Source organism: Streptomyces phaeochromogenes, assembly GCF_001418655.1.
Taxonomy (GTDB): Bacteria; Actinomycetota; Actinomycetes; order Streptomycetales; family Streptomycetaceae; genus Streptomyces; species Streptomyces phaeochromogenes.
This window is the reverse complement of the sequence record NZ_LIQZ01000248.1, coordinates 1-18,520: the sequence shown is the minus strand read 5'-3', so window position 1 is coordinate 18,520 and position 18,520 is coordinate 1. Positions and strand designations below refer to the sequence as shown.

Below are 18,520 nucleotides of genomic sequence, written 5' to 3'. Positions count from 1 at the left end.
CCCGAACACCCCCCGACCCCTCGGACACACGAGCCACCCCCAAGTCCGTGGTTCGACGGGGTCCCACATGGTTAGAAGACTGGGAGTGTTTGTCGCGGGCGGTCCTAAAAGCATCGGGACCGTGCTGTGATCGTGAACACCGTGTTGTGCGGCACCGTAGTGCTGGATACTGCGGGCAGCCGCCTCCGGTGACCGGTGCCGGACGCGGTGAGCTGGAGGGGACGGTTCGCGTGAGCGAGATACCAGCGAAGGCCACGGAGTCCGAGGACCCGTCGGGCGGCGCGATGGCTGATGCGACGACTGGCGATGGCGCGTTGCCGGTGCCGGACGAGGCGCGGCGCGCGGGGCACGGCGGAATATCCGGTGTGCCCGTCGAGGCGCCGGGCGAGGTGCCCGGCGAGGTCGTGTGGCAGAGCAGTCCGCCCGGCTCGATCTACGACTACATCAAGGTCGCCTCGTTCTCCATCGGCCCCGACGGCCTCGTCGACCAGTGGAGTCTGCGCGCCGAGCAGCTCTTCGGCATCTCCACCGAGCGCGCGGTCGGCATGGACCCCATCGAGGCCTTCGTCGCCGAGGACAAGCGCGAGCTGGGCCAGCGGAAGATGGCCGAAGTCCTCGACGGCCGCGAGTGGACCGGTGTGGTCCCCTTCCGGCTGCCCGACCCCGAGGGCACCGGCCTGGCCGCCGAAGGACTCGCCGAGGTCTACGTCATGCCGACGCGGACCGAGGAGGGCGAGCGGGCCGCCGTGTGCATAGTCGTGGACGTACGCATTCTGCGCAGGATCGAGACCGATCTTGCCGCCTCGCAGGCCATTTTCGGCCAATCTCCTTTCGGTTTCCTGCTGATCGACCCGGACCTGCGCATCCGTCGTGCCAACGAGCGGTTCGCCTCGGTCTTCGGAGGCACCGTCGAGGACCATCGCGGACGCACCGTCAAGGACTATCTGTCGCCGGGCGAGGCCGAGCGGGTATCCGCGATCCTGCGCCGGGTCCTGGAGACCGGCGACTCGGTCAACGAGCTGCTGGTCAGCGGCACCGTGCCCGGTTCCAGCGAGCGCCGCCACTGGTCCATCAACCTCTATCGCGTACACAGCGGTTCGGGCCGTCCGATAGGCATCGCCTGGCTGGGTACCGACATCACCGCACGCCGCGCCGCCGCCCGCGAGGCGGCCCAGGCGCGGCGCGATCTCGCCCTTCTGAACGAGGCGGGCGCGCGCATAGGTAACTCCCTCGACCTGGAGACCACGGCCCGCGAACTCCTCGACGTGGCCGTCCCGGGTTTCTGCGACCTCGCCTCCGTCGACCTCTACCAAGGCCTCCTGGCCGGCGACGAGACCCCGCCCGGCCTCGCCGACGGCAGCGCCGAGATGCGCCGCGTCGCCTACGCCAGCGCCGTGTCCGACGCGCCGTTCATCAGCGGCCCGGAGCCCGTGAACGTCGGCGCGGTCCACCACTACGCCTTCAACTCGCCCTTCGCGGACGCCCTGCGCACCGCCCGCCCGCAGAGCGTCGCCGCTGAGGAGGGCGGCCTGATCCAGTCCACGCTCGCGGTGCCGATGGTCGCCCACGACACGGTCGTGGGCCTGGTCCAGTTCTCGCGTACGAAGGGGAGCGAGCCCTTCGGCGAACGCGACAGCTCTCTCGCGGTCGAACTGGCCTCGCGCGCCGCGGTCTGTATCGACAACGCCCGCCTCTACCGGCGGGAGCACGAGCGCGCCCTGATACTGCAGCGCTCCCTGCTCCCCCCGGGCGACCCGGAGGCCTCCGGCCTGGACATCGCCTGCCGCTACCTTCCCGGGAACGCGGCCACGGAGGTCGGCGGCGACTGGTTCGACGTCATCGAACTCCCAGGCCACCGCACGGCGTTGGTCATCGGCGACGTGATGGGCCGCGGTCTGCGCGCGGCCGTCGCGATGGGCGAACTCCGTACGGCCGTACGCACCTTGGCGCTGCTCGACCTCGAACCGGCCGAGGTCCTCTCCGCGTTGGACGAGATCGCCCGCGGTCTGGGAACGCCCGGCGGAGTCCAGCAGTCTACGCGCGGTGCGCGCCAGTCCCGTGACGCCGACCTCTCCGAGGTCTACCTCGCCACCTGTGTGTACGCGGTCTACGACTCCGTCACCCGCCGCTGCACCTTCGCCAACGCGGGCCACCTCCCGCCGGTCATCGTGGAGCCGGGCGAGAGCGCGCTCATGCTCGACGTACCGCCGGGGATGCCGCTCGGCGTCGGGGGTGAGCCGTTCGAGGAGGTGGAGGTGGAGTTGCCGGAGGGTGCCCTTCTGGCGCTCTACACCGACGGACTGGTCGAATCCCGCGACCACCCCCTCGACGAGGGCCTACAGGCCTTCGTGGGCGCCCTCACGGACCCCTCCAGCCCTCTGGAGGACGTCTGCGACCACATTCTCAACACGCTCGACACGCATCACGGCGAGGACGACATCGCTCTGCTGATGGCACGTGTCCAGGGGCTGCCGGCCGAGTCCGTCGGCGATTGGACGCTGCCGCGCGAGCCGCGCAGCGTGGGCCGCGCACGGGAGTACGCCCGGGGCCAGCTCCTCAGCTGGGACCTCGAACCCCTCGTCGACACGGCCGAGTTGCTGGTCAGCGAACTCGTCACCAACGCTCTTCGCTACGGCGAGGGCGAGATCCGTCTGCGTCTCCTCCTCGACCGCACCCTGGTCTGCGAGGTCTGGGACGCCGGCCTGGTGCAGCCCCGCCGCCGCCGCGCCCGCGACACGGACGAGGGCGGCCGAGGCCTCCAGCTCGTCGGACTCCTCAGCGATGCCTGGGGCTCCCGCCGCACACCCCGCGGCAAGACGGTCTGGTTCGAACTCCCCCTGCCCAACGGCGCGACAGGCCTCACGGACCCGGCAGAGGCTCTGCTGAGCCTGTTCTGACCCCGGCCGGGTCCCGCCCCGCCTTGCTCCCTACACCGCCCCGGACGGCCGCCTGCGGATCTTGTCGCCCAGCCACACCAGCGGATCGTACTTACGGTCAACGGCCCGTTCCTTCAAGGGAATCAGGGCGTTGTCCGTGATCTTGATGCCCTCGGGGCAGACCTCCGTGCAGCACTTGGTGATGTTGCAGTAGCCGAGGCCGTGCTCGTCCTGGGCGGTCTTCTTGCGGTCCAGGCCGCTCTCGTCGGCCGCGTCCAGGGGATGCATGTCCAGTTCGGCCACCCGCATCAGGAAGCGCGGGCCGGCGAACGCGGTCTTGTTCTCCTCGTGGTCGCGCACCACATGGCAGGTGTCCTGGCACAGGAAGCACTCGATGCACTTGCGGAACTCCTGCGACCGGTCCACGTCCTCCTGCATCATCCGGTACTCACCGGGACCGAGGTCCTCCGGCGGCACGAACGCGGGCACCTCCCGCGCCTTCATGTAGTTGAAGCCGACGTCCGTCACCAGGTCCCGTACGACCGGGAACGCCCGTAGCGGGGTCACGGTGATCGTCTCCTCGCGGGTGAACACCGACATCCGCGTCATGCACAACAGCCGCGGGCGTCCGTTGATCTCCGCCGAGCACGAACCGCACTTGCCCGCCTTGCAGTTCCAGCGCACGGCCAGATCGGGCGCCTGGGTCGCCTGGATGCGGTGGATGATGTCGAGCACCACCTCGCCGTCGTTGACCTCGATCCCGAAGTCCTCCAGGCCACCGCCCTCGGCATCCCCGCGCCACACCTTGAAGCGGGCCTCATAGCTGCTCACTCGTAGAGCTCCTCTTCGGCGAGGTACTTGACCAGCTCCTCCTTGTCGAAGAGGGCCAGCAGGTCGGGGCGGATGGGTTCGGTGGTCTCGCGGACCAGGTCGATCTGCCCGCGCACGGGGTCGGTCGCCGCCAACCCGCCGGTGGGATCGACCAGTTGGCAGAGCAGGTTCACGCGCCGCCAGGCCCGGTCCATCGTCGGATGGTCCTCCCGCGTGTGGCCGCCCCGCGACTCCGTCCGCTCCAGCGCGGCCCGTGCCACGCACTCGCTGACGAGCAGCATGTTCCGCAGGTCCAGCGCGAGGTGCCAGCCGGGGTTGAACTGCCGGTGCCCCTCGACCCCGGCCCGCCGGGCCCGTACGCGCAGGTCGGCGAGTTTCTCCAGGGCCGCCTCCATCTCCGCCTCACGACGGATGATGCCGACGAGGTCGTTCATCGTCTGCTGGAGTTCCTGGTGGAGGGTGTACGGGTTCTCCGGCGGCCGGCCGTTCTCGGCGCCGGGCTCGGGCCCCTCGGCGGAGAAGGGGCGCAGTGCCTCCGCGGCAGCGGTGTCCACCTGGACCTCGTCCACCAGGGGGCGTGCCCCGGTGAGCCCCGTGGCGTACTGGGCCGCGTGCAGACCGGCCCGCCGCCCGAACACCAGCAGGTCGGAGAGGGAGTTGCCGCCCAGCCGGTTGGAGCCGTGCATGCCGCCGGCGACCTCCCCGGCCGCGAAGAGACCGGGCACGCCACGCGCCGACGCGCTGTCCGACTCGACCGCGATCCCGCCCATCACGTAGTGACAGGTGGGCCCGACCTCCATCGCCTCGGCGGTGATGTCGACGTCCGCGAGTTCCTTGAACTGGTGGTACATGGACGGCAGTCGGCGCCTGATGACCTCGGCGGGCATACGCGTCGACACGTCCAGGAAGACGCCCCCGTGCGGGGAGCCGCGGCCTGCCTTCACCTCGGAGTTGATGGCCCGTGCCACCTCGTCCCGGGGGAGCAGCTCAGGGGGCCGGCGGTTGTGGTCCGGGTCCTCGTACCACCGGTCGCCCTCCTCCTCCGACTGCGCGTACTTCTCCTTGAAGACGTCGGGGATGTAGTCGAACATGAACCGCTTGCCCTCGGAGTTCCTGAGGACCCCGCCGTCCCCGCGCACGGACTCCGTGACGAGGATGCCCTTCACGGACGGCGGCCAGACCATGCCCGTCGGGTGGAACTGCACGAACTCCATGTTCAGCAGGGGCGCACCCGCGAGCAGCGCCAGCGCGTGGCCGTCGCCCGTGTACTCCCACGAGTTCGACGTCACCTTGAAGGACTTGCCGATGCCGCCGGTAGAGACGACCACTGAGGGGGCCTCAAGCACGAAGAAGCGACCGGACTCGCGCTCGTAGCAGAAGGCGCCGGAGACCCGGCTGCCGTCCTTCAGGATCCGGGTGACCGTGCACTCCTGATAGACCTTCAGGCGCGACTCGTAGTCCCCGGTCTCCTTGAAGTCCTCCTGCTGGAGGGAGACGATCTTCTGCTGGAGGGTCCGGATCAGTTCCAGGCCCGTACGGTCGCCGACGTGCGCGAGCCGCGGGTACTCGTGGCCGCCGAAGTTGCGCTGCGAGATGCGCCCGTCCTTCGTGCGGTCGAAGAGGGCGCCCCAGGTCTCCAGCTCCCAGACCCGGTCCGGGGCCTCCTGCGCGTGCAGCTCGGCCATCCGCCACTGGTTGAGGAACTTGCCGCCGCGCATGGTGTCGCGGAAGTGGACCTGCCAGTTGTCCCCGGAGTTCACGTTGCCCATGGCCGCCGCGATGCCGCCCTCGGCCATCACCGTGTGCGCCTTGCCGAACAGCGACTTGCAGATCACGGCCGTACGCGCCCCGCGCTCACGTGCCTCGATGGCGGCACGCAGTCCGGCGCCCCCGGCACCGACCACGACGACGTCCCACTCCTGTCGGTCGACCACGGACATCAGAAGAACCTCGGATCATCGAAAGCGCCGGAGGCGACCAGGTACACGTAGAAGTCCGCGAGCGCCACGCTGATCAACGACGCCCAGGCGAGCTGCATATGACGGTTGTTCAGCTTCCCCACGAACTTCCACGCCTTGTAGCGCACGGGGTGCTTGGAGAAGTGCTTGAGCTTGCCGCCGACGATGTGCCGGCAGGAGTGGCAGGACAGCGTGTACGCCCAGATCAGCGTGATGTTGACCAGGAACACGAGCGTGCCGAGCCCCATGTGGCCCCACTCGTAGTGCTCGTCACGGAACGAGAGCACGGTGTCGTACGTGAGGATCCCGGCGACCGGCACCGCCGCGTAGAAGAAGTAGCGGTGGATGTTCTGGAAGATCAGCGGGAAGCGGGTCTCGCCGGTGTACTTCTTGTGCGGCTCGGCGACCGCGCAGGCCGGCGGCGAGGCCCAGAAGCCGCGGTAGTAGGCCTTGCGGTAGTAGTAGCAGGTCAGCCGGAAGCCGAGCGGGAAGATCAGGATGAGCAGCGCGGGGGACAGGCCCCACCAGCTGCCGAAGATCTCCCAGTTCGGGCCGCTCCGCATCGGCTCGCAGTTCTCCGCCAGACAGGGCGAGTAGAACGGCGAGACGTACGGGGCCGCGTAGTAGTCGCTGTTCGCGAACGCCCGCCAGGTCGAGTAGACGACGAAGGCCAGCAGCCCGGCCGCGGTGACGGCGGGCGCCAGCCACCAGCGGTCGGTCCGCAGATGCGGGGCGTCGATCGCGGCGCGCGTACGGGTCCGTACGCCGCCGCTGTTCATTTGGGGTTCCGTACCAGTGGCCAACTTCAGACTCCGGTCGGGGATCAGGGTGCGTGGCGGTCGCGGGCGCCGAGACCCTCGTCGTCGGAGTCCGTCCACAGGGTGTTGTCGTACGGGGTGTCGGGGATGGACACGAGGTCGGGGCGTCGCGGTTTGCCGAGGCCGGGTGCGGCCTCGCGGAGCAGCGCGACGCTCTCTCGGAGGTGGTCGGCGTCGGTGCGCACCCTGCGCATCTCCAGGCCGCCGCCACCCATCTGCTGTTCCAGTCGCTTCACGGACCTCACCAGGTCGTCGAGACAGCGCTGGACTGACGTCAGGTCATCGTGCACGGACATGACTTGCCCTCACTTCCGCGGACCTCCGGCCCAAGGCGGCAACGTTCATGCGCCTGCGAGTGTCGCGCGTCACATCGGCCCCTGTGAAGGGATCTGCATGGATTACCGGATCGTGTCGCTCTCCGCACGCCCTGCGTGCGCCCCCGGCCGGGAGGGGGCGCGCCCGGTGGAGCGGAGCCGTTGAGCCGCACGGGTGGGCTTCCGTGGGCCGGTCGCCGTGTCGCCGCCCGGAGGCGGCGACTCTCCCCTTCAGTGGGGCGATAGATCAGATCAACTCCATTATACCGCCAATAGTGATCTAGATCACAGCGCCTGATCTGCCCTGTCCTGCCTTGCCCTGTCCGCACTGCTCATCGTGATCAGCACCGCCCCGGAGGTACCAGTCATGTCCCACGACGGCGTCGGACCCCGCGCGGTGATGCGCTCGGTCGCGTTCCTCACGGCGGGCGTGCTCGCGGTGCCCGCCCTGGCCGGATGCAGCGAGAAGGACCCGGCGGGCAAGCCCACCGCCGGTCAGGAGATCGCCCCCGCGGATCGCGGACGGATCGCGGACGGCGGCACCCTGCGCTGGGCCGTGGACGCCCTCCCGGAGACTCTCAACGCCTTCCAGGCCGACGCGGACGCCGCCACCTCCAAGGTCGCCGGCGCCGTGCTGCCCTCCATGTACCGGCTCGACGCGAACGGCCGGCCGCAGCGCAACCCCGACTACCTGGAGTCCGCCAAGGTCGTCGACCGCGAGCCCAGACAGGTCGTGCTCTACAAGCTCAACCAGCAGGCCGTCTGGAGCGACGGCCGGGAGATCGGCGCCGCCGACTTCGCCGCCCAGTGGCGCGCCCTGTCCGGCAAGGACACCGCGTACTGGACCGCCCGCAACGCCGGCTACGACCGCATCGAGAAGATCGAACGCGGTGCCGACGACCTGGAGGTGCGGGTCACCTTCAGCAAGCCGTACGCCGACTGGCAGTCGCTGTTCTCGCCGCTGTACCCGAAGGACGTCATGGGCACCCCCGACGCCTTCAACGACGGCGCCCGCCGCAAGCTGAAGGTCACCGCGGGCCCCTTCGCCCTCGACACCGTCGACAAGGACTCCGGCGAGGTCAGGCTGAAGCGCAACCCGCGCTGGTGGGGCCGCCCCGCCAAGCTCTCCGAACTGGTCCTGCGCGCCGTACCGCGGGACAAGCGCACCGCCGCGCTCGCCGACGGCAAGGTCGACCTGGCCGAGATCGACTCCACCGAGGCCCACCGCATCACGCTCGCCGCCCGCGACAAGGGCAAGGGCAACGGGGCGCCGCTCGCCCACGGCCCCGGCGCCGCCCTCACGCCCGGCAAGTCGCTGCGCTCCTGGGCCATCGCGCACGGCTCCGACGAGGAGGCGGCCGACGAGGAGATCCTGGCCCGCAAGAAGCGGGGCAAGGCCGTCGCGAAGTACGCGGACGAGCAGTCGTCCCTGCGCGGCTTCGAGGTCCGCAAGTCCCTCGAACCCGCCTTCACCCAGCTCGCGTTGAACGGCCAGGAGGGACCGCTCGCCGACGAGCGGGTCCGCCGGGCCGTGGCCCGCGCCCTCGACCGGGACGAGCTCGCCCGGGTCGTCCTGAGGCCGCTCGGCCTGCCCGCCGAACCGGTCGGCAGCCATCTCGCGCTCTCCGGACAGCAGGCGTACGCCGACAACAGCGGAGCGCTCGGCGGCCAGGACACCAAGGAGGCGCAGGCCCTGCTGGCCGACGCCGGCTGGGTGTCCGGCGGTCCCGTCAAGGAGGAGCAGAAGGAGAAGAAGGCGGCCGGCGCCGGAGCCTCCAAGGAACCGGCCGGATCGGAGGCGTCGGAGTCGTCGGAGTCGTCGGGGACCCCCGCGGACTCCGATTCCGCCGAAGGGTCGGACTCCGACGAAGGCTCGGGCAGCTCAGAGGATTCCGGCAGCTCGGGCAGCTCCAGCAGTTCCGACGGCTCGGACAGCTCGGACAGTTCCACGACTTCTGGCAGCTCCGACAGCTCCGACAGTTCCAGCAGCTCGGACAGTTCCGAGAGCTCCGGGGACGACGGTACGTACATCGTCGGTGAGGACAGGAAGCCGGGCGACGACAAACCGGGCGAGAACCGCGCCCCGGCCCTGCTCGTGCCCGCGCCCCTGGCCGAACTGCAGCGGGTCGCGCTCCTCGACCAGGCCTACGTCCTGGGCGTACACGGCCAGGCCGAGAAGGCGAAGAAGGCGAAGAAGCAGAAGGCCGGGAAGAAGCAGCGGACCGGCAAGAAGCAGCAGGCCGAGACGGAGAAGCAGCGGAAGAAGGACGGGCCGGGCACCTCCGGCAAGGTCGAGAAGAACCTCGCCCACGAAGGCAGGTCGCAGTTCCAGCACGGCGGCGCCCCTGGGGCGTACGCGCCGAAGGGCACCGCCGCCCCCGGGCGTGCCGCGGCCGGACCGCTGGCCAAGAACGGCAAGCCGCTGACGCTGCGCTTCGTGCTCCCGTCCGGCCCCGGCTCCCAGTCGCTGCGGGCGGTCGGCGAGCGGATCGCGCGGATGCTGGAACGTATCGGCATCCGTACGGAGATCTCCAAGGTCGCCGACGAGAGCTACTTCAAGGACCACATCGCCTCGGGCCAGTACGACCTGGCGCTGTACTCCTGGCCCGCGTCCGCGTTCCCCGCGACCGACGCCCGCCCGATCTACTCCAAGCCGGTCCCGGCCGCGGACGGCTCCCTGAACGTCGAGCAGAACTACACCCGCGTCGGCACCGACCAGGTCGACCAGCTCTTCGACCAGGCCATCGCCGAACTCGACCCGGGCGAGTCCCGCTCCCTGGTCCGCAAGGCGGACGCCCGCATCTGGGCCGCCGCCGGCTCGATCCCCCTCTACCAGCGCCCCCAGCTCACCGCGGCCCGGACCAATCTCGCCAACGCGGGCGCCTTCGGCTTCCAGACCCCTCTCTACGAGGACATGGGCTTCCTGAAGAAGGGCGCAAAGCCGCAGGCCAGCAGCGCCCCGTAAGGGGCGCGGGGCTGTGACGTCTGCGGCTCCGCCGCGGGGCGCGACCGGCCCCCACCGACCCGCACCGTGAGCACCGGCCAGAGCCCCGTCGAGCCCCAGCGGCAGCGGCCCCGTACGATGGGGTAAGGCCGTGGCACGTTTCAGCCCGGCAGGGCCCCGCGCAGCGGAGGCCGTTCACTCACTCCGGGAGAAGCGCCTCAATATGGCCACGCGCCACGACATCCGCAACGTCGCCATCGTCGCCCACGTCGACCATGGCAAGACCACCCTGGTCGACGCCATGCTCAAGCAGGCCGGTGCCTTCGCCGCGCACGCCGCCGAGTCGCTCGACGACCGCATGATGGACAGCAACGACCTGGAGCGTGAGAAGGGCATCACGATCCTGGCCAAGAACACGGCCGTGAAGTACCACCCGAAGGATGGCGGCGACGTCATCACGATCAACATCATCGACACCCCCGGCCACGCCGACTTCGGCGGCGAGGTCGAGCGCGGTCTGTCGATGGTGGACGCGGTCGTGCTGCTCGTCGACGCGTCCGAGGGCCCGCTGCCCCAGACCCGCTTCGTGCTGCGCAAGGCGCTCCAGCAGCGTCTGCCGGTCATCCTGTGCATCAACAAGACCGACCGCGCGGACTCCCGGATCGACGAGGTCGTCAACGAGACCTACGACCTCTTCCTGGACCTGGAGGCGGACGAGGAGCAGATCGAGTTCCCCATCGTCTACGCGTGTGCGCGTGACGGCGTGGCCTCGCTGACCAAGCCCGAGGACGGCACCGTCCCGGCCGACAGCGACAGCCTGGAGCCGTTCTTCTCCACGATCCTGTCCCACGTCCCGGCTCCGCAGTTCGACACCGAGGCCCCGCTCCAGGCGCACGTCACCAACCTGGACGCGGACAACTTCCTCGGCCGTATCGCGCTGCTCCGCGTCGAGCAGGGCGAGCTGCGCAAGGGCCAGACCGTCACGTGGATCAAGCGCGACGGCACGATGTCCAACGTGCGCATCACCGAGCTGCTGATGACCGAGGCGCTCACCCGCAAGCCGGCCGAGATGGCGGGTCCCGGTGACATCTGTGCCGTCGCCGGTATCCCGGACATCATGATCGGTGAGACCCTCGCCGACCCCGAGAACCCGATCGCGCTGCCGCTGATCACGGTCGACGAGCCGGCGATCTCGATGACCATCGGTACGAACACCTCGCCGCTGGTCGGCCGTGGCGGCACCGGCAAGGGCGCCTCCGCAAAGGCCGCCGTCAAGGACCGCAAGGTCACCGCCCGCCAGGTCAAGGACCGTCTGGACCGCGAGCTGGTCGGTAACGTCTCGCTGCGCGTGCTCGACACCGAGCGTCCGGACGCGTGGGAGGTCCAGGGCCGTGGTGAGCTCGCGCTTGCCATCCTGGTCGAGCAGATGCGCCGCGAGGGCTTCGAGCTGACCATCGGCAAGCCGCAGGTGGTCACCCAGGAGATCGACGGCAAGGTCCACGAGCCCGTCGAGCGCATGACGATCGACGTCCCCGAGGAGCACATGGGCGCGGTCACGCAGCTCATGGGTGTCCGCAAGGGCCGAATGGACAACATGTCCAACCACGGCTCCGGTTGGGTCCGTCTGGAGTTCGTCGTACCGTCCCGCGGTCTCATCGGCTTCCGTACGGAGTTCCTGACCGGGACGCGCGGTACGGGCATCGCGCACTCCATCCACGAGGGCCACGAGCCGTGGTTCGGCGTGCTGACGACCCGTAACAACGGTTCGCTGGTCGCCGACCGCGCCGGTGCCGTCACCGCGTTCGCGATGACGAACCTCCAGGAGCGCGGTGTGCTGTTCACCGACCCCGGCACCGAGGTGTACGAGGGCATGATCGTCGGCGAGAACTCGCGCGCCGACGACATGGACGTGAACATCACCAAGGAGAAGAAGCTCACCAACATGCGGTCGGCCGCGGCCGACTCGTTCGAGGCGATCGTCCCGCCGCGCAAGCTCTCCCTGGAGCAGTCCCTGGAGTTCTGCCGCGACGACGAGTGCGTCGAGGTCACCCCGGAGTCGGTCCGCATCCGCAAGGTGAACCTGGACGCCCGCGAGCGCGCCCGTTCCGCGAGCCGCGCCAAGCACGGCTGACGCCCTCTCAGGGCTGCTGAACGCCCGGTTCTCCGTACACAGTCGGGGAGCCGGGCCTTCGGCGTACCCGGACGCCGAAAACCGTGTCAGTTCGGGCAACGGTGCAGTGGAAGCAGCGGCGTTCGCATATCGGGCATTGGCCAATCAAGTTTCGGACACGTAAACGAAATTTTCGTCAAGCATGTCTGATTCGCCGGATTCTCATCTCACCTGTCAAGCGCGACCAGGTGTCAATCTTTGCAATTTTTGCTCAAAATTTCGACGGTAGGGAGATCCCTATGTCTTCCGCCCTTGACGCGCGTTGACCCACTTGGTGAAAGTTCCCTGAAACCACAGAACCTGCCGGTATCTGTGCTGCGCTCAACTCTCCATCCCCCGGGGGAAGAACAAAGATGACCAGTCCAACCAAGGCCGAGGGCTCCGGGCCGTCGGCGGCCTTGGACCCCGAGCTCGCGTCGAAACCCGAGCCGGTCGAGGCGGAGAAGCTCGAAGGCCGCTCCCCCGGGCAGTTGATGTGGCATCGCTTCAAGCGAGACCGTACCGGAGTCGTCTCCGCGTGCGTGGTGATTTTTTTCTTCGCGATAGCCGCACTGGCTCCGGTCATCTCGGCGGTGTACGGGAAGGATCCGTACACCCTCTACGCGCAGGAGCCCGACTACCCCTTCCTGCTCGACGACTTCGCCATGCCCACCGGCTCCTTCGGGGGAATGTCCGGTGACTTCTGGTTCGGAGTCGAGCCCAAGCTCGGGCGCGACGTGTTCACGATGCTGCTGTACGGCATGCGGACGTCGCTCTACATGGCCGTGCTGGTCACGGTGTTCAGCGTTCTGACGGGTGTCGTCATCGGCATGGTCAGCGGCTACTTCGGCGGCAAGGTCGACTACTGGCTGGGCCGGGTCACGGACTTCTTCCTGGCGTTCCCGCAGCAGCTGTTCTTCATCGCCTTCATGCCCGTGGTCACGGCGCTGTTCGTCTCCCCGACGGACGAGACCCCGGTCTATCTGCGTGCCGTCGCGATCATCCTCGTGATGTGGTTCCTCGGCTGGATGGGCATGGCCCGTCTGGTGCGCAGCTCCGTACTCTCCCTGCGGGAGCGGGAGTTCGTCGAGGCGGCCAAGGTCTCGGGAGCCTCTCCGACGCGCATCGTGCGCAAGGAGATCCTGCCGAACATCGTCACGCCGATCCTCGTGCAGGGCACCTACATGCTGCCCAGCTCGATCCTCTCCATCGCCTTCCTCTCGTACGTCGGTGTGGGCTTCGTCGAGCCGACGCCGGACTGGGGCCGGATGTTCGCCATCGGCTCCGAGATCTATGAGCAGGACCCGATGTTCATGTTCTTCCCGGGCGTGGCGATGGTGGTCTTCGTGCTCGCCTTCAATCTTCTCGGCGACTCCGTCCGGGACGCTTTCGACCCCAAGACCGGACGCTAACCGTCCATTGGTGGTGGGGGGACTGCCACCCCCGTTCCGGGTGACCGGACCGTCAGGCAGTACTCGTGGACAACTATCGACAGGTAGGTGCATCGGCATCATGAAGCCCATCAGAACGCGCACCGTGCGCGCTATAGCCGTCGCCATCACAGCGGGGTCGCTGGCGCTGACCGGCTGCTCCAGTGACAGCGGCAAGGACAGCGGCAAGGACAACTCCAAGTCCAAGGACGACGCCGCCGCGCAGTCGACACCTGTCGCCTACGGTGATGCCCAGGCGTCGAACGGACCGGCCGAAGCGGTGGCGGGGGCCAAGACCGGCGGCACCATCAACGTCTACCAGCAGTCCGACCTGACCCACATGGACCCGGGCCAGATCTACGTCAGCGACGCGGGCCAGTTCGCCAACCTGGTCCACCGCGGTCTGACGAACTTCCAGGAGGACGACAAGGGCAACCTGACGGTCGTCGGTGACGTCGCCACCGACTCCGGCAAGTCGTCCGAGGGCGGCAAGACCTGGACGTACACCCTCAAGGACGGCATCAAGGACGAGGACGGCAACGTCATCACGTCCGCCGACGTCCGCCACACCATCGAGCGGCAGTACGCCAAGTTCATCTTCGACGGCCCGACCTACGTCCAGAACTGGCTCTCGGGCGCCGAGTACCGCAAGGCGCTGCCGGACGGCCCGTACAAGGGCAAGCACCTGCCGGACTCCGTCCTGGAGACCCCGGACGCCAAGACCGTCGTCTTCCACTTCAAGACGGCCCAGCCGGACCTCCCGCAGGCCCTGGCCATGGCCGGCTACGCCATCGTGCCCGAGAAGCAGGACACGAAGGAGAAGTACGACAAGGCCCCGGCCTCCCTCGGCCCCTACAAGGTCTCCGAGTACAAGGCCGGCAAGTCGGTGACGCTGGTCAAGAACACCGAGTGGGACCCGAAGACGGACTCGGTGCGCCACCAGTACGTCGACGGCTACAACTTCAGCAACACCATCGACCAGGCCAGCCAGACCAAGCGTCTGCTCGCCGACCAGGGCGAGGCCAAGAACGCCATCCAGTTCACGGACTCGGTGGACCCGGCCCAGCTCTCCACGGTCATCGGCAACGCGGCGGCGAAGAAGCGCACCATCCAGGGCTACCAGCCCTACGTGTGGCAGCTCTCGTACAACCTCGACAGCGCCAAGATGAAGGACAAGAAGGTCCGCGACGCGATCACCTACGCGATCCCGAACCAGTCCATGGTCCAGGCGGACGGTGGCCGTTACGGCGGCGAGGTGGCCGGCGGTCTGATGGCGCCGACCCTGCCGGGCTTCGACCCGAAGTACGACCCGTTCGGCAAGCTGAAGAAGCCCAACGGTGACCCGGCGAAGGCCAAGGCGCTGCTGAAGGAGGCGGGCTTCAAGCAGGGCACCAAGCTCAGCTACGCCTACTCCAACACCCCGCGTGGCCAGGCCCAGATGCTCATCATCAAGGACGCGCTGAACAAGCTCGGCTTCGACGTCCAGGCCAAGGAGATCGACCGCGCGACCTTCTACGAGCAGGTCGGCAAGCTGAAGAACCCGTACGACCTCTACATGACCGGCTGGGGCCAGGACTGGCCGTCCCCGGGCACGGTCATCACCCCGGTCTACGACGGCACGCAGGTCGCCGACGGTTCGCCGAACTACTCGCACATCGACGACAAGCAGGTCAACGCCCTCATCCAGAAGGCCGTGACGCAGGAGCCCGAGGAAGCCGCCAAGACCTGGGAGCAGGCTCACCACCGCATCGTGGAGGAGATCAACCCCGGTGCCCCGGTGTACTACTCGAAGCAGATCCAGCTCTACGGTTCGAACATCGGCGGTGCCCGGTACAGCACGGAGTCGAGCTACATCGACATCAACGACCTGTACCTGAAGAAGCCGTAATCCCTCAGCTCGGCTGATCCGTGGGGGTGTGCGCCAGGCGGAGCGCACCCCCGCGGACGGTATCCCCCTCCTGCCGCCGCGTTCCGAAGAGAGCACCCACCCGCCATGCTTCAGTTCCTCATCCGCAGGCTGAGCGGCGCCGTCGTGATCATGTTCCTGATCGGCGCCTTCACGTTCTTCCTGTTCTACACAATCCCCCAGGACTTCGCGCAGCTGTCCTGCGGCAAGAACTGTTCCCCCGAGAACATCGCGGTCATCCGCGAGAACCTCGGCCTCGACAAGCCCATCACCACCCAGTTCTGGGAATTCATGATGGGCATCGTGTCCGGCCGGGACTTCCCGCAGGGACACTGCGCCGCCCCGTGCCTGGGTGTCTCCTTCGACAGCGGCGACTTCGTCTGGGACTCGATCATGGACCGCTTCCCGCTGACGCTCTCGCTGACCCTCGGCGGCCTGGTGATCTTCCTGCTCTTCGGCCTCGGTACGGGTCTGCTGGCCGCCTGGAAGCGCGGTACCGCCGTCGACAAGGTGGTCAGCGGTTCCTCGATGGTCCTCAGCTCGTTCCAGATCTACTTCCTGGGTCCCATCGTCCTCAGCCTCCTCGTCTACAACACCGGCTGGCTGGAGAACCCCAAGTACGTGTCGTTCACGGACGACCCGGGCGGCTGGTTCATGGGCATGCTGATCCCCTGGGCAGTGATGGCCACGATCTTCACCGCCCAGTACACGCGTATGGCGCGCTCGACGATGATCGAGCAGCTGCAGGAGGAGCACGTCCGCACCGCCCGCGCCAAGGGCATGCGACAGCGGTACGTCTTCTTCCGCTACGCCTGGCGTGGTTCACTCATCCCGATCGTCACGATCATCGGCATGGACCTCAGCGCGCTGCTCTCGGGCGCGGTGGTCACGGAGTTCACCTTCGACCTGGCCGGTATCGGGCGTCTCGCGGTCGAGGGCTCGCTGACCAAGGACCTTCCGCTGACGATGGGCGTCATGCTGTTCGGGGCCTTCTTCATCCTGATCCTGAACATCGTCGTGGACCTCGCCTACGCCTACATCGACCCGCGCGTGCGCCTCGCCTAGGAGAAATACCGTGACCACACTGACCAAGACCGAAGGCGCGAAGGCCCCGAGCGGGCCGGAGTCCTTCCTCTCGGTCCGCGACCTGCGGGTGCGGTTCTCCACCGAGGACGGCATTGTGAAGGCGGTCGACGGACTCTCCTTCGACGTCGAACGAGGCAAGACGCTCGGCATCGTGGGCGAGTCGGGCTCCGGCAAGTCCGTCACCAACCTGACCGTCCTCGGCCTGCACAACCCGAAGACCTCCACCGTCGAGGGCGAGATCGTCCTGGACGGCAAGGAACTGGTCACGGCGACCGAGAAGGAGATGGAGAAGCTTCGCGGCAACAAGGTCGCGATGATCTTCCAGGACCCGCTGACCGCGCTCTCGCCGTACTACACGGTGGGCCGGCAGATCGCGGAACCGTTCATGAAGCACACCGGCGCCTCCAAGAAGGAGGCGAAGGTGCGGGCCATCGAGATGCTCGACAAGGTCGGCATCCCGCAGCCCGCCACGCGCTTCAACGACTATCCGCACCAGTTCTCCGGCGGTATGCGCCAGCGAGCGATGATCGCCATGGCGCTGATCTGCGACCCCGACCTGCTGATCGCGGACGAGCCGACCACGGCCCTGGACGTGACCGTCCAGGCGCAGATCCTCGACCTGCTCAAGGACCTCCAGCAGGAGTTCGGCTCGGCGATCATCTTCATCACCCACGACCTCGGCGTCATCTCCAACATGGCCGACGACCTGCTGGTGATGTACTCGGGCCGGGCCGTGGAACGCGGCACCGTCCGCGAAGTGCTGCGCAACCCCCAGCACCCCTACACCTGGGGCCTGCTGAGCTCCATGCCGCGACTCGGCGGCGACACCGCGCAGGCGCTCACGCCGATCCCCGGTTCCCCGCCCAGCCTGCTGAACCCGCCGTCGGGCTGCCCCTTCCACCCGCGCTGCGGCTTCACCGCCGAGGTCGGAGGAAACCGCTGCTCGGACGAGCGGCCGCAGCTGCCCGAGGGCCGGGGCGCCGCCTGCCACCTCGACGCGGCGCAGAAGTCGACCTTTTTCATCGAGCAGATCAAACCCCGGCTGGGCTAGGGAGAACGAGACATGAGCGACAAACTCACCCTGCCGAAGCCGCAGGGCCCCGTCGACGGAGTCGGCGAACCGCTGCTCTCCGTCGAGGGCCTGACCAAGCACTTCCCGATCTACGGCGGATTCCCGATCAAGCGCAAGGTCGGAGCCGTACAGGCGGTCGACGGGGTCGACCTCACCGTCGGCGTCGGCGAGAGCGTCGGCCTGGTCGGCGAGTCCGGCTGCGGCAAGTCGACGACGGGCCGGCTCATCACCCGCCTCCTGGAGCCGACCGCCGGAAAGATCACGTACGCGGGCAAGGACATCACGCACGCCTCGCGCAAGCAGATCGCGCCCGTACGGTCCGAGATCCAGATGATCTTCCAGGACCCGTACTCCTCGCTGAACCCGCGGCAGACCGTCGGCACGATCATCAAGTCGCCGATGGAGGTCAACGGGATCAACCCGAAGGGCGGCCGGGAGACGCGCGTACGCGAACTCCTCGAACTGGTCGGTCTCAACCCGGAGCACTACAACCGCTTCCCGCACGAGTTCTCCGGCGGTCAGCGCCAGCGCATCGGCGTGGCAAGGGCGTTGGCTCTCAACCCGAAGCTGATCGTCGCGGACGAGCCGGTCTCCGCGCTGGACGTGTCGATCCAGGCGCAGGTGGTGAACCTTCTCCAGAAGGTCCAGGAGGAGATGGGCATCGCCTTCCTCTTCATCGCCCACGACCTGGCGATCGTGCGGCACTTCTCGCAGCGGCTCGCGGTGATGTACCTCGGCAAGGTGGTGGAGGTCGGGGACCGGGACTCCATCTACAACCGGCCGCGGCACCCCTACACGCATGCTCTGCTGTCGGCGGTTCCGGAGGTCGCGCTCGACGACGAGGTCGAGGACCGGGAGCGGATCCGGCTCTCCGGTGACGTGCCCTCGCCGATTCATCCGCCGAGTGGGTGCCGGTTCCGCACGCGTTGCTGGAAGGCGCAGGACAAGTGCGCCACGGAGGAGCCTCCGCTGGTCCAGATCTCCGGCAACCGTGAGGGCCACCTGACGGCCTGCCACTTCCCGGAGGACCCGTCCACCGAGGCGCGCGACGAGGACATCGTCCTGGACCCGGCCCTGGCGGCGCTTGAGCAGGACGTCACGAAGGACTGAGCGCCTTTTTCCTCGCCCCCGCCGCC

At 68.3% G+C, this 18,520-nt stretch carries 12 protein-coding genes; 8 read left to right on the top strand and 4 right to left on the bottom strand.

Annotation, left to right across the window (positions count from 1 at the left end; genetic code table 11):
- The first annotated feature begins 230 nt into the window (after window positions 1–230).
- Complete coding sequence (locus tag AOK17_RS30030; RefSeq protein WP_079053353.1) at window positions 231–2,897, top strand: SpoIIE family protein phosphatase; 2,667 nt, start codon at window positions 231–233, stop codon at window positions 2,895–2,897.
- A 30-nt stretch (window positions 2,898–2,927) separates the two neighbouring features.
- Here the strand turns inward: AOK17_RS30030 and AOK17_RS30025 are convergent, their stop codons facing one another.
- The 4 genes from AOK17_RS30025 to AOK17_RS30010 are packed head-to-tail and all read right to left on the bottom strand — an operon-like array spanning window position 2,928 to window position 6,779.
- Entirely contained in the window at window positions 2,928–3,707 is a 780-nt protein-coding gene (locus AOK17_RS30025; RefSeq protein WP_055615714.1) for a succinate dehydrogenase/fumarate reductase iron-sulfur subunit, read from the bottom strand.
- Window positions 3,704–5,647, bottom strand: a complete 1,944-nt coding sequence (locus AOK17_RS30020) for a fumarate reductase/succinate dehydrogenase flavoprotein subunit (protein ID WP_055615713.1) — start codon at window positions 5,645–5,647, stop codon at window positions 3,704–3,706. The genes AOK17_RS30025 and AOK17_RS30020 overlap by 4 nt, the downstream gene beginning before the upstream one ends.
- Entirely contained in the window at window positions 5,647–6,468 is an 822-nt protein-coding gene (locus tag AOK17_RS30015; protein WP_055615712.1) for a hypothetical protein, read from the bottom strand. The genes AOK17_RS30020 and AOK17_RS30015 overlap by 1 nt, the downstream gene beginning before the upstream one ends.
- Before the next feature lie 20 nt (window positions 6,469–6,488).
- A complete protein-coding gene (locus tag AOK17_RS30010) occupies window positions 6,489–6,779 on the bottom strand; it encodes a hypothetical protein (RefSeq protein ID WP_055615711.1) in 291 nt (96 codons plus the stop codon).
- A 385-nt stretch (window positions 6,780–7,164) separates the two neighbouring features.
- Here AOK17_RS30010 and AOK17_RS30005 point away from each other — a divergent pair, with 385 nt between their 5' ends.
- The 7 genes from AOK17_RS30005 (at window position 7,165) to AOK17_RS29975 (ending at window position 18,494) form a co-directional block, all read left to right on the top strand.
- Window positions 7,165–9,762, top strand: a complete 2,598-nt coding sequence (locus AOK17_RS30005) for an ABC transporter substrate-binding protein (RefSeq protein WP_055615710.1) — start codon at window positions 7,165–7,167, stop codon at window positions 9,760–9,762.
- Window positions 9,763–9,964: 202 nt separating this feature from the next.
- Window positions 9,965–11,872, top strand: coding sequence for a translational GTPase TypA (gene typA / locus AOK17_RS30000; protein WP_055615709.1), 1,908 nt, complete (start codon window positions 9,965–9,967; stop codon window positions 11,870–11,872).
- A 392-nt stretch (window positions 11,873–12,264) separates the two neighbouring features.
- The gene (locus AOK17_RS29995; protein WP_055615708.1) at window positions 12,265–13,302 is read left to right on the top strand and encodes an ABC transporter permease; all 1,038 of its coding nucleotides are present in this window, start codon (window positions 12,265–12,267) and stop codon (window positions 13,300–13,302) included.
- Window positions 13,303–13,402: 100 nt separating this feature from the next.
- Complete coding sequence (locus AOK17_RS29990; protein WP_055615707.1) at window positions 13,403–15,208, top strand: ABC transporter substrate-binding protein; 1,806 nt, start codon at window positions 13,403–13,405, stop codon at window positions 15,206–15,208.
- A gap of 105 nt (window positions 15,209–15,313) precedes the next feature.
- On the top strand, window positions 15,314–16,291 hold the full coding sequence (locus AOK17_RS29985; RefSeq protein ID WP_055615706.1) for an ABC transporter permease: 978 nt from the start codon (window positions 15,314–15,316) through the stop codon (window positions 16,289–16,291).
- A 10-nt stretch (window positions 16,292–16,301) separates the two neighbouring features.
- Window positions 16,302–17,363 carry an ABC transporter ATP-binding protein gene (locus AOK17_RS29980; protein ID WP_055615705.1) on the top strand — a complete coding sequence of 354 codons (1,062 nt, stop codon included), beginning with the start codon at window positions 16,302–16,304 and terminating at the stop codon, window positions 17,361–17,363.
- A gap of 12 nt (window positions 17,364–17,375) precedes the next feature.
- The gene (locus AOK17_RS29975) at window positions 17,376–18,494 is read left to right on the top strand and encodes an ABC transporter ATP-binding protein (protein WP_055615704.1); all 1,119 of its coding nucleotides are present in this window, start codon (window positions 17,376–17,378) and stop codon (window positions 18,492–18,494) included.
- Window positions 18,495–18,520: the final 26 nt, after the last annotated feature.

What these genes read in the sequence shown, in the direction of transcription:
- AOK17_RS29995 (WP_055615708.1), top strand. Translation starts at nt 12,265, where the DNA reads ATGACCAGTCCAACCAAGGCCGAGGGCTCCGGGCCGTCGGCGGCCTTG.
- typA (WP_055615709.1), top strand. Translation starts at nt 9,965, where the DNA reads ATGGCCACGCGCCACGACATCCGCAACGTCGCCATCGTCGCCCACGTC.
- AOK17_RS29990 (WP_055615707.1), top strand. Translation starts at nt 13,403, where the DNA reads ATGAAGCCCATCAGAACGCGCACCGTGCGCGCTATAGCCGTCGCCATC.
- AOK17_RS30020 (WP_055615713.1), bottom strand. Translation starts at nt 5,647, where the DNA reads ATGTCCGTGGTCGACCGACAGGAGTGGGACGTCGTCGTGGTCGGTGCC.
- AOK17_RS29975 (WP_055615704.1), top strand. Translation starts at nt 17,376, where the DNA reads ATGAGCGACAAACTCACCCTGCCGAAGCCGCAGGGCCCCGTCGACGGA.
- AOK17_RS30005 (WP_055615710.1), top strand. Translation starts at nt 7,165, where the DNA reads ATGTCCCACGACGGCGTCGGACCCCGCGCGGTGATGCGCTCGGTCGCG.
- AOK17_RS30010 (WP_055615711.1), bottom strand. Translation starts at nt 6,779, where the DNA reads ATGTCCGTGCACGATGACCTGACGTCAGTCCAGCGCTGTCTCGACGAC.
- AOK17_RS29985 (WP_055615706.1), top strand. Translation starts at nt 15,314, where the DNA reads ATGCTTCAGTTCCTCATCCGCAGGCTGAGCGGCGCCGTCGTGATCATG.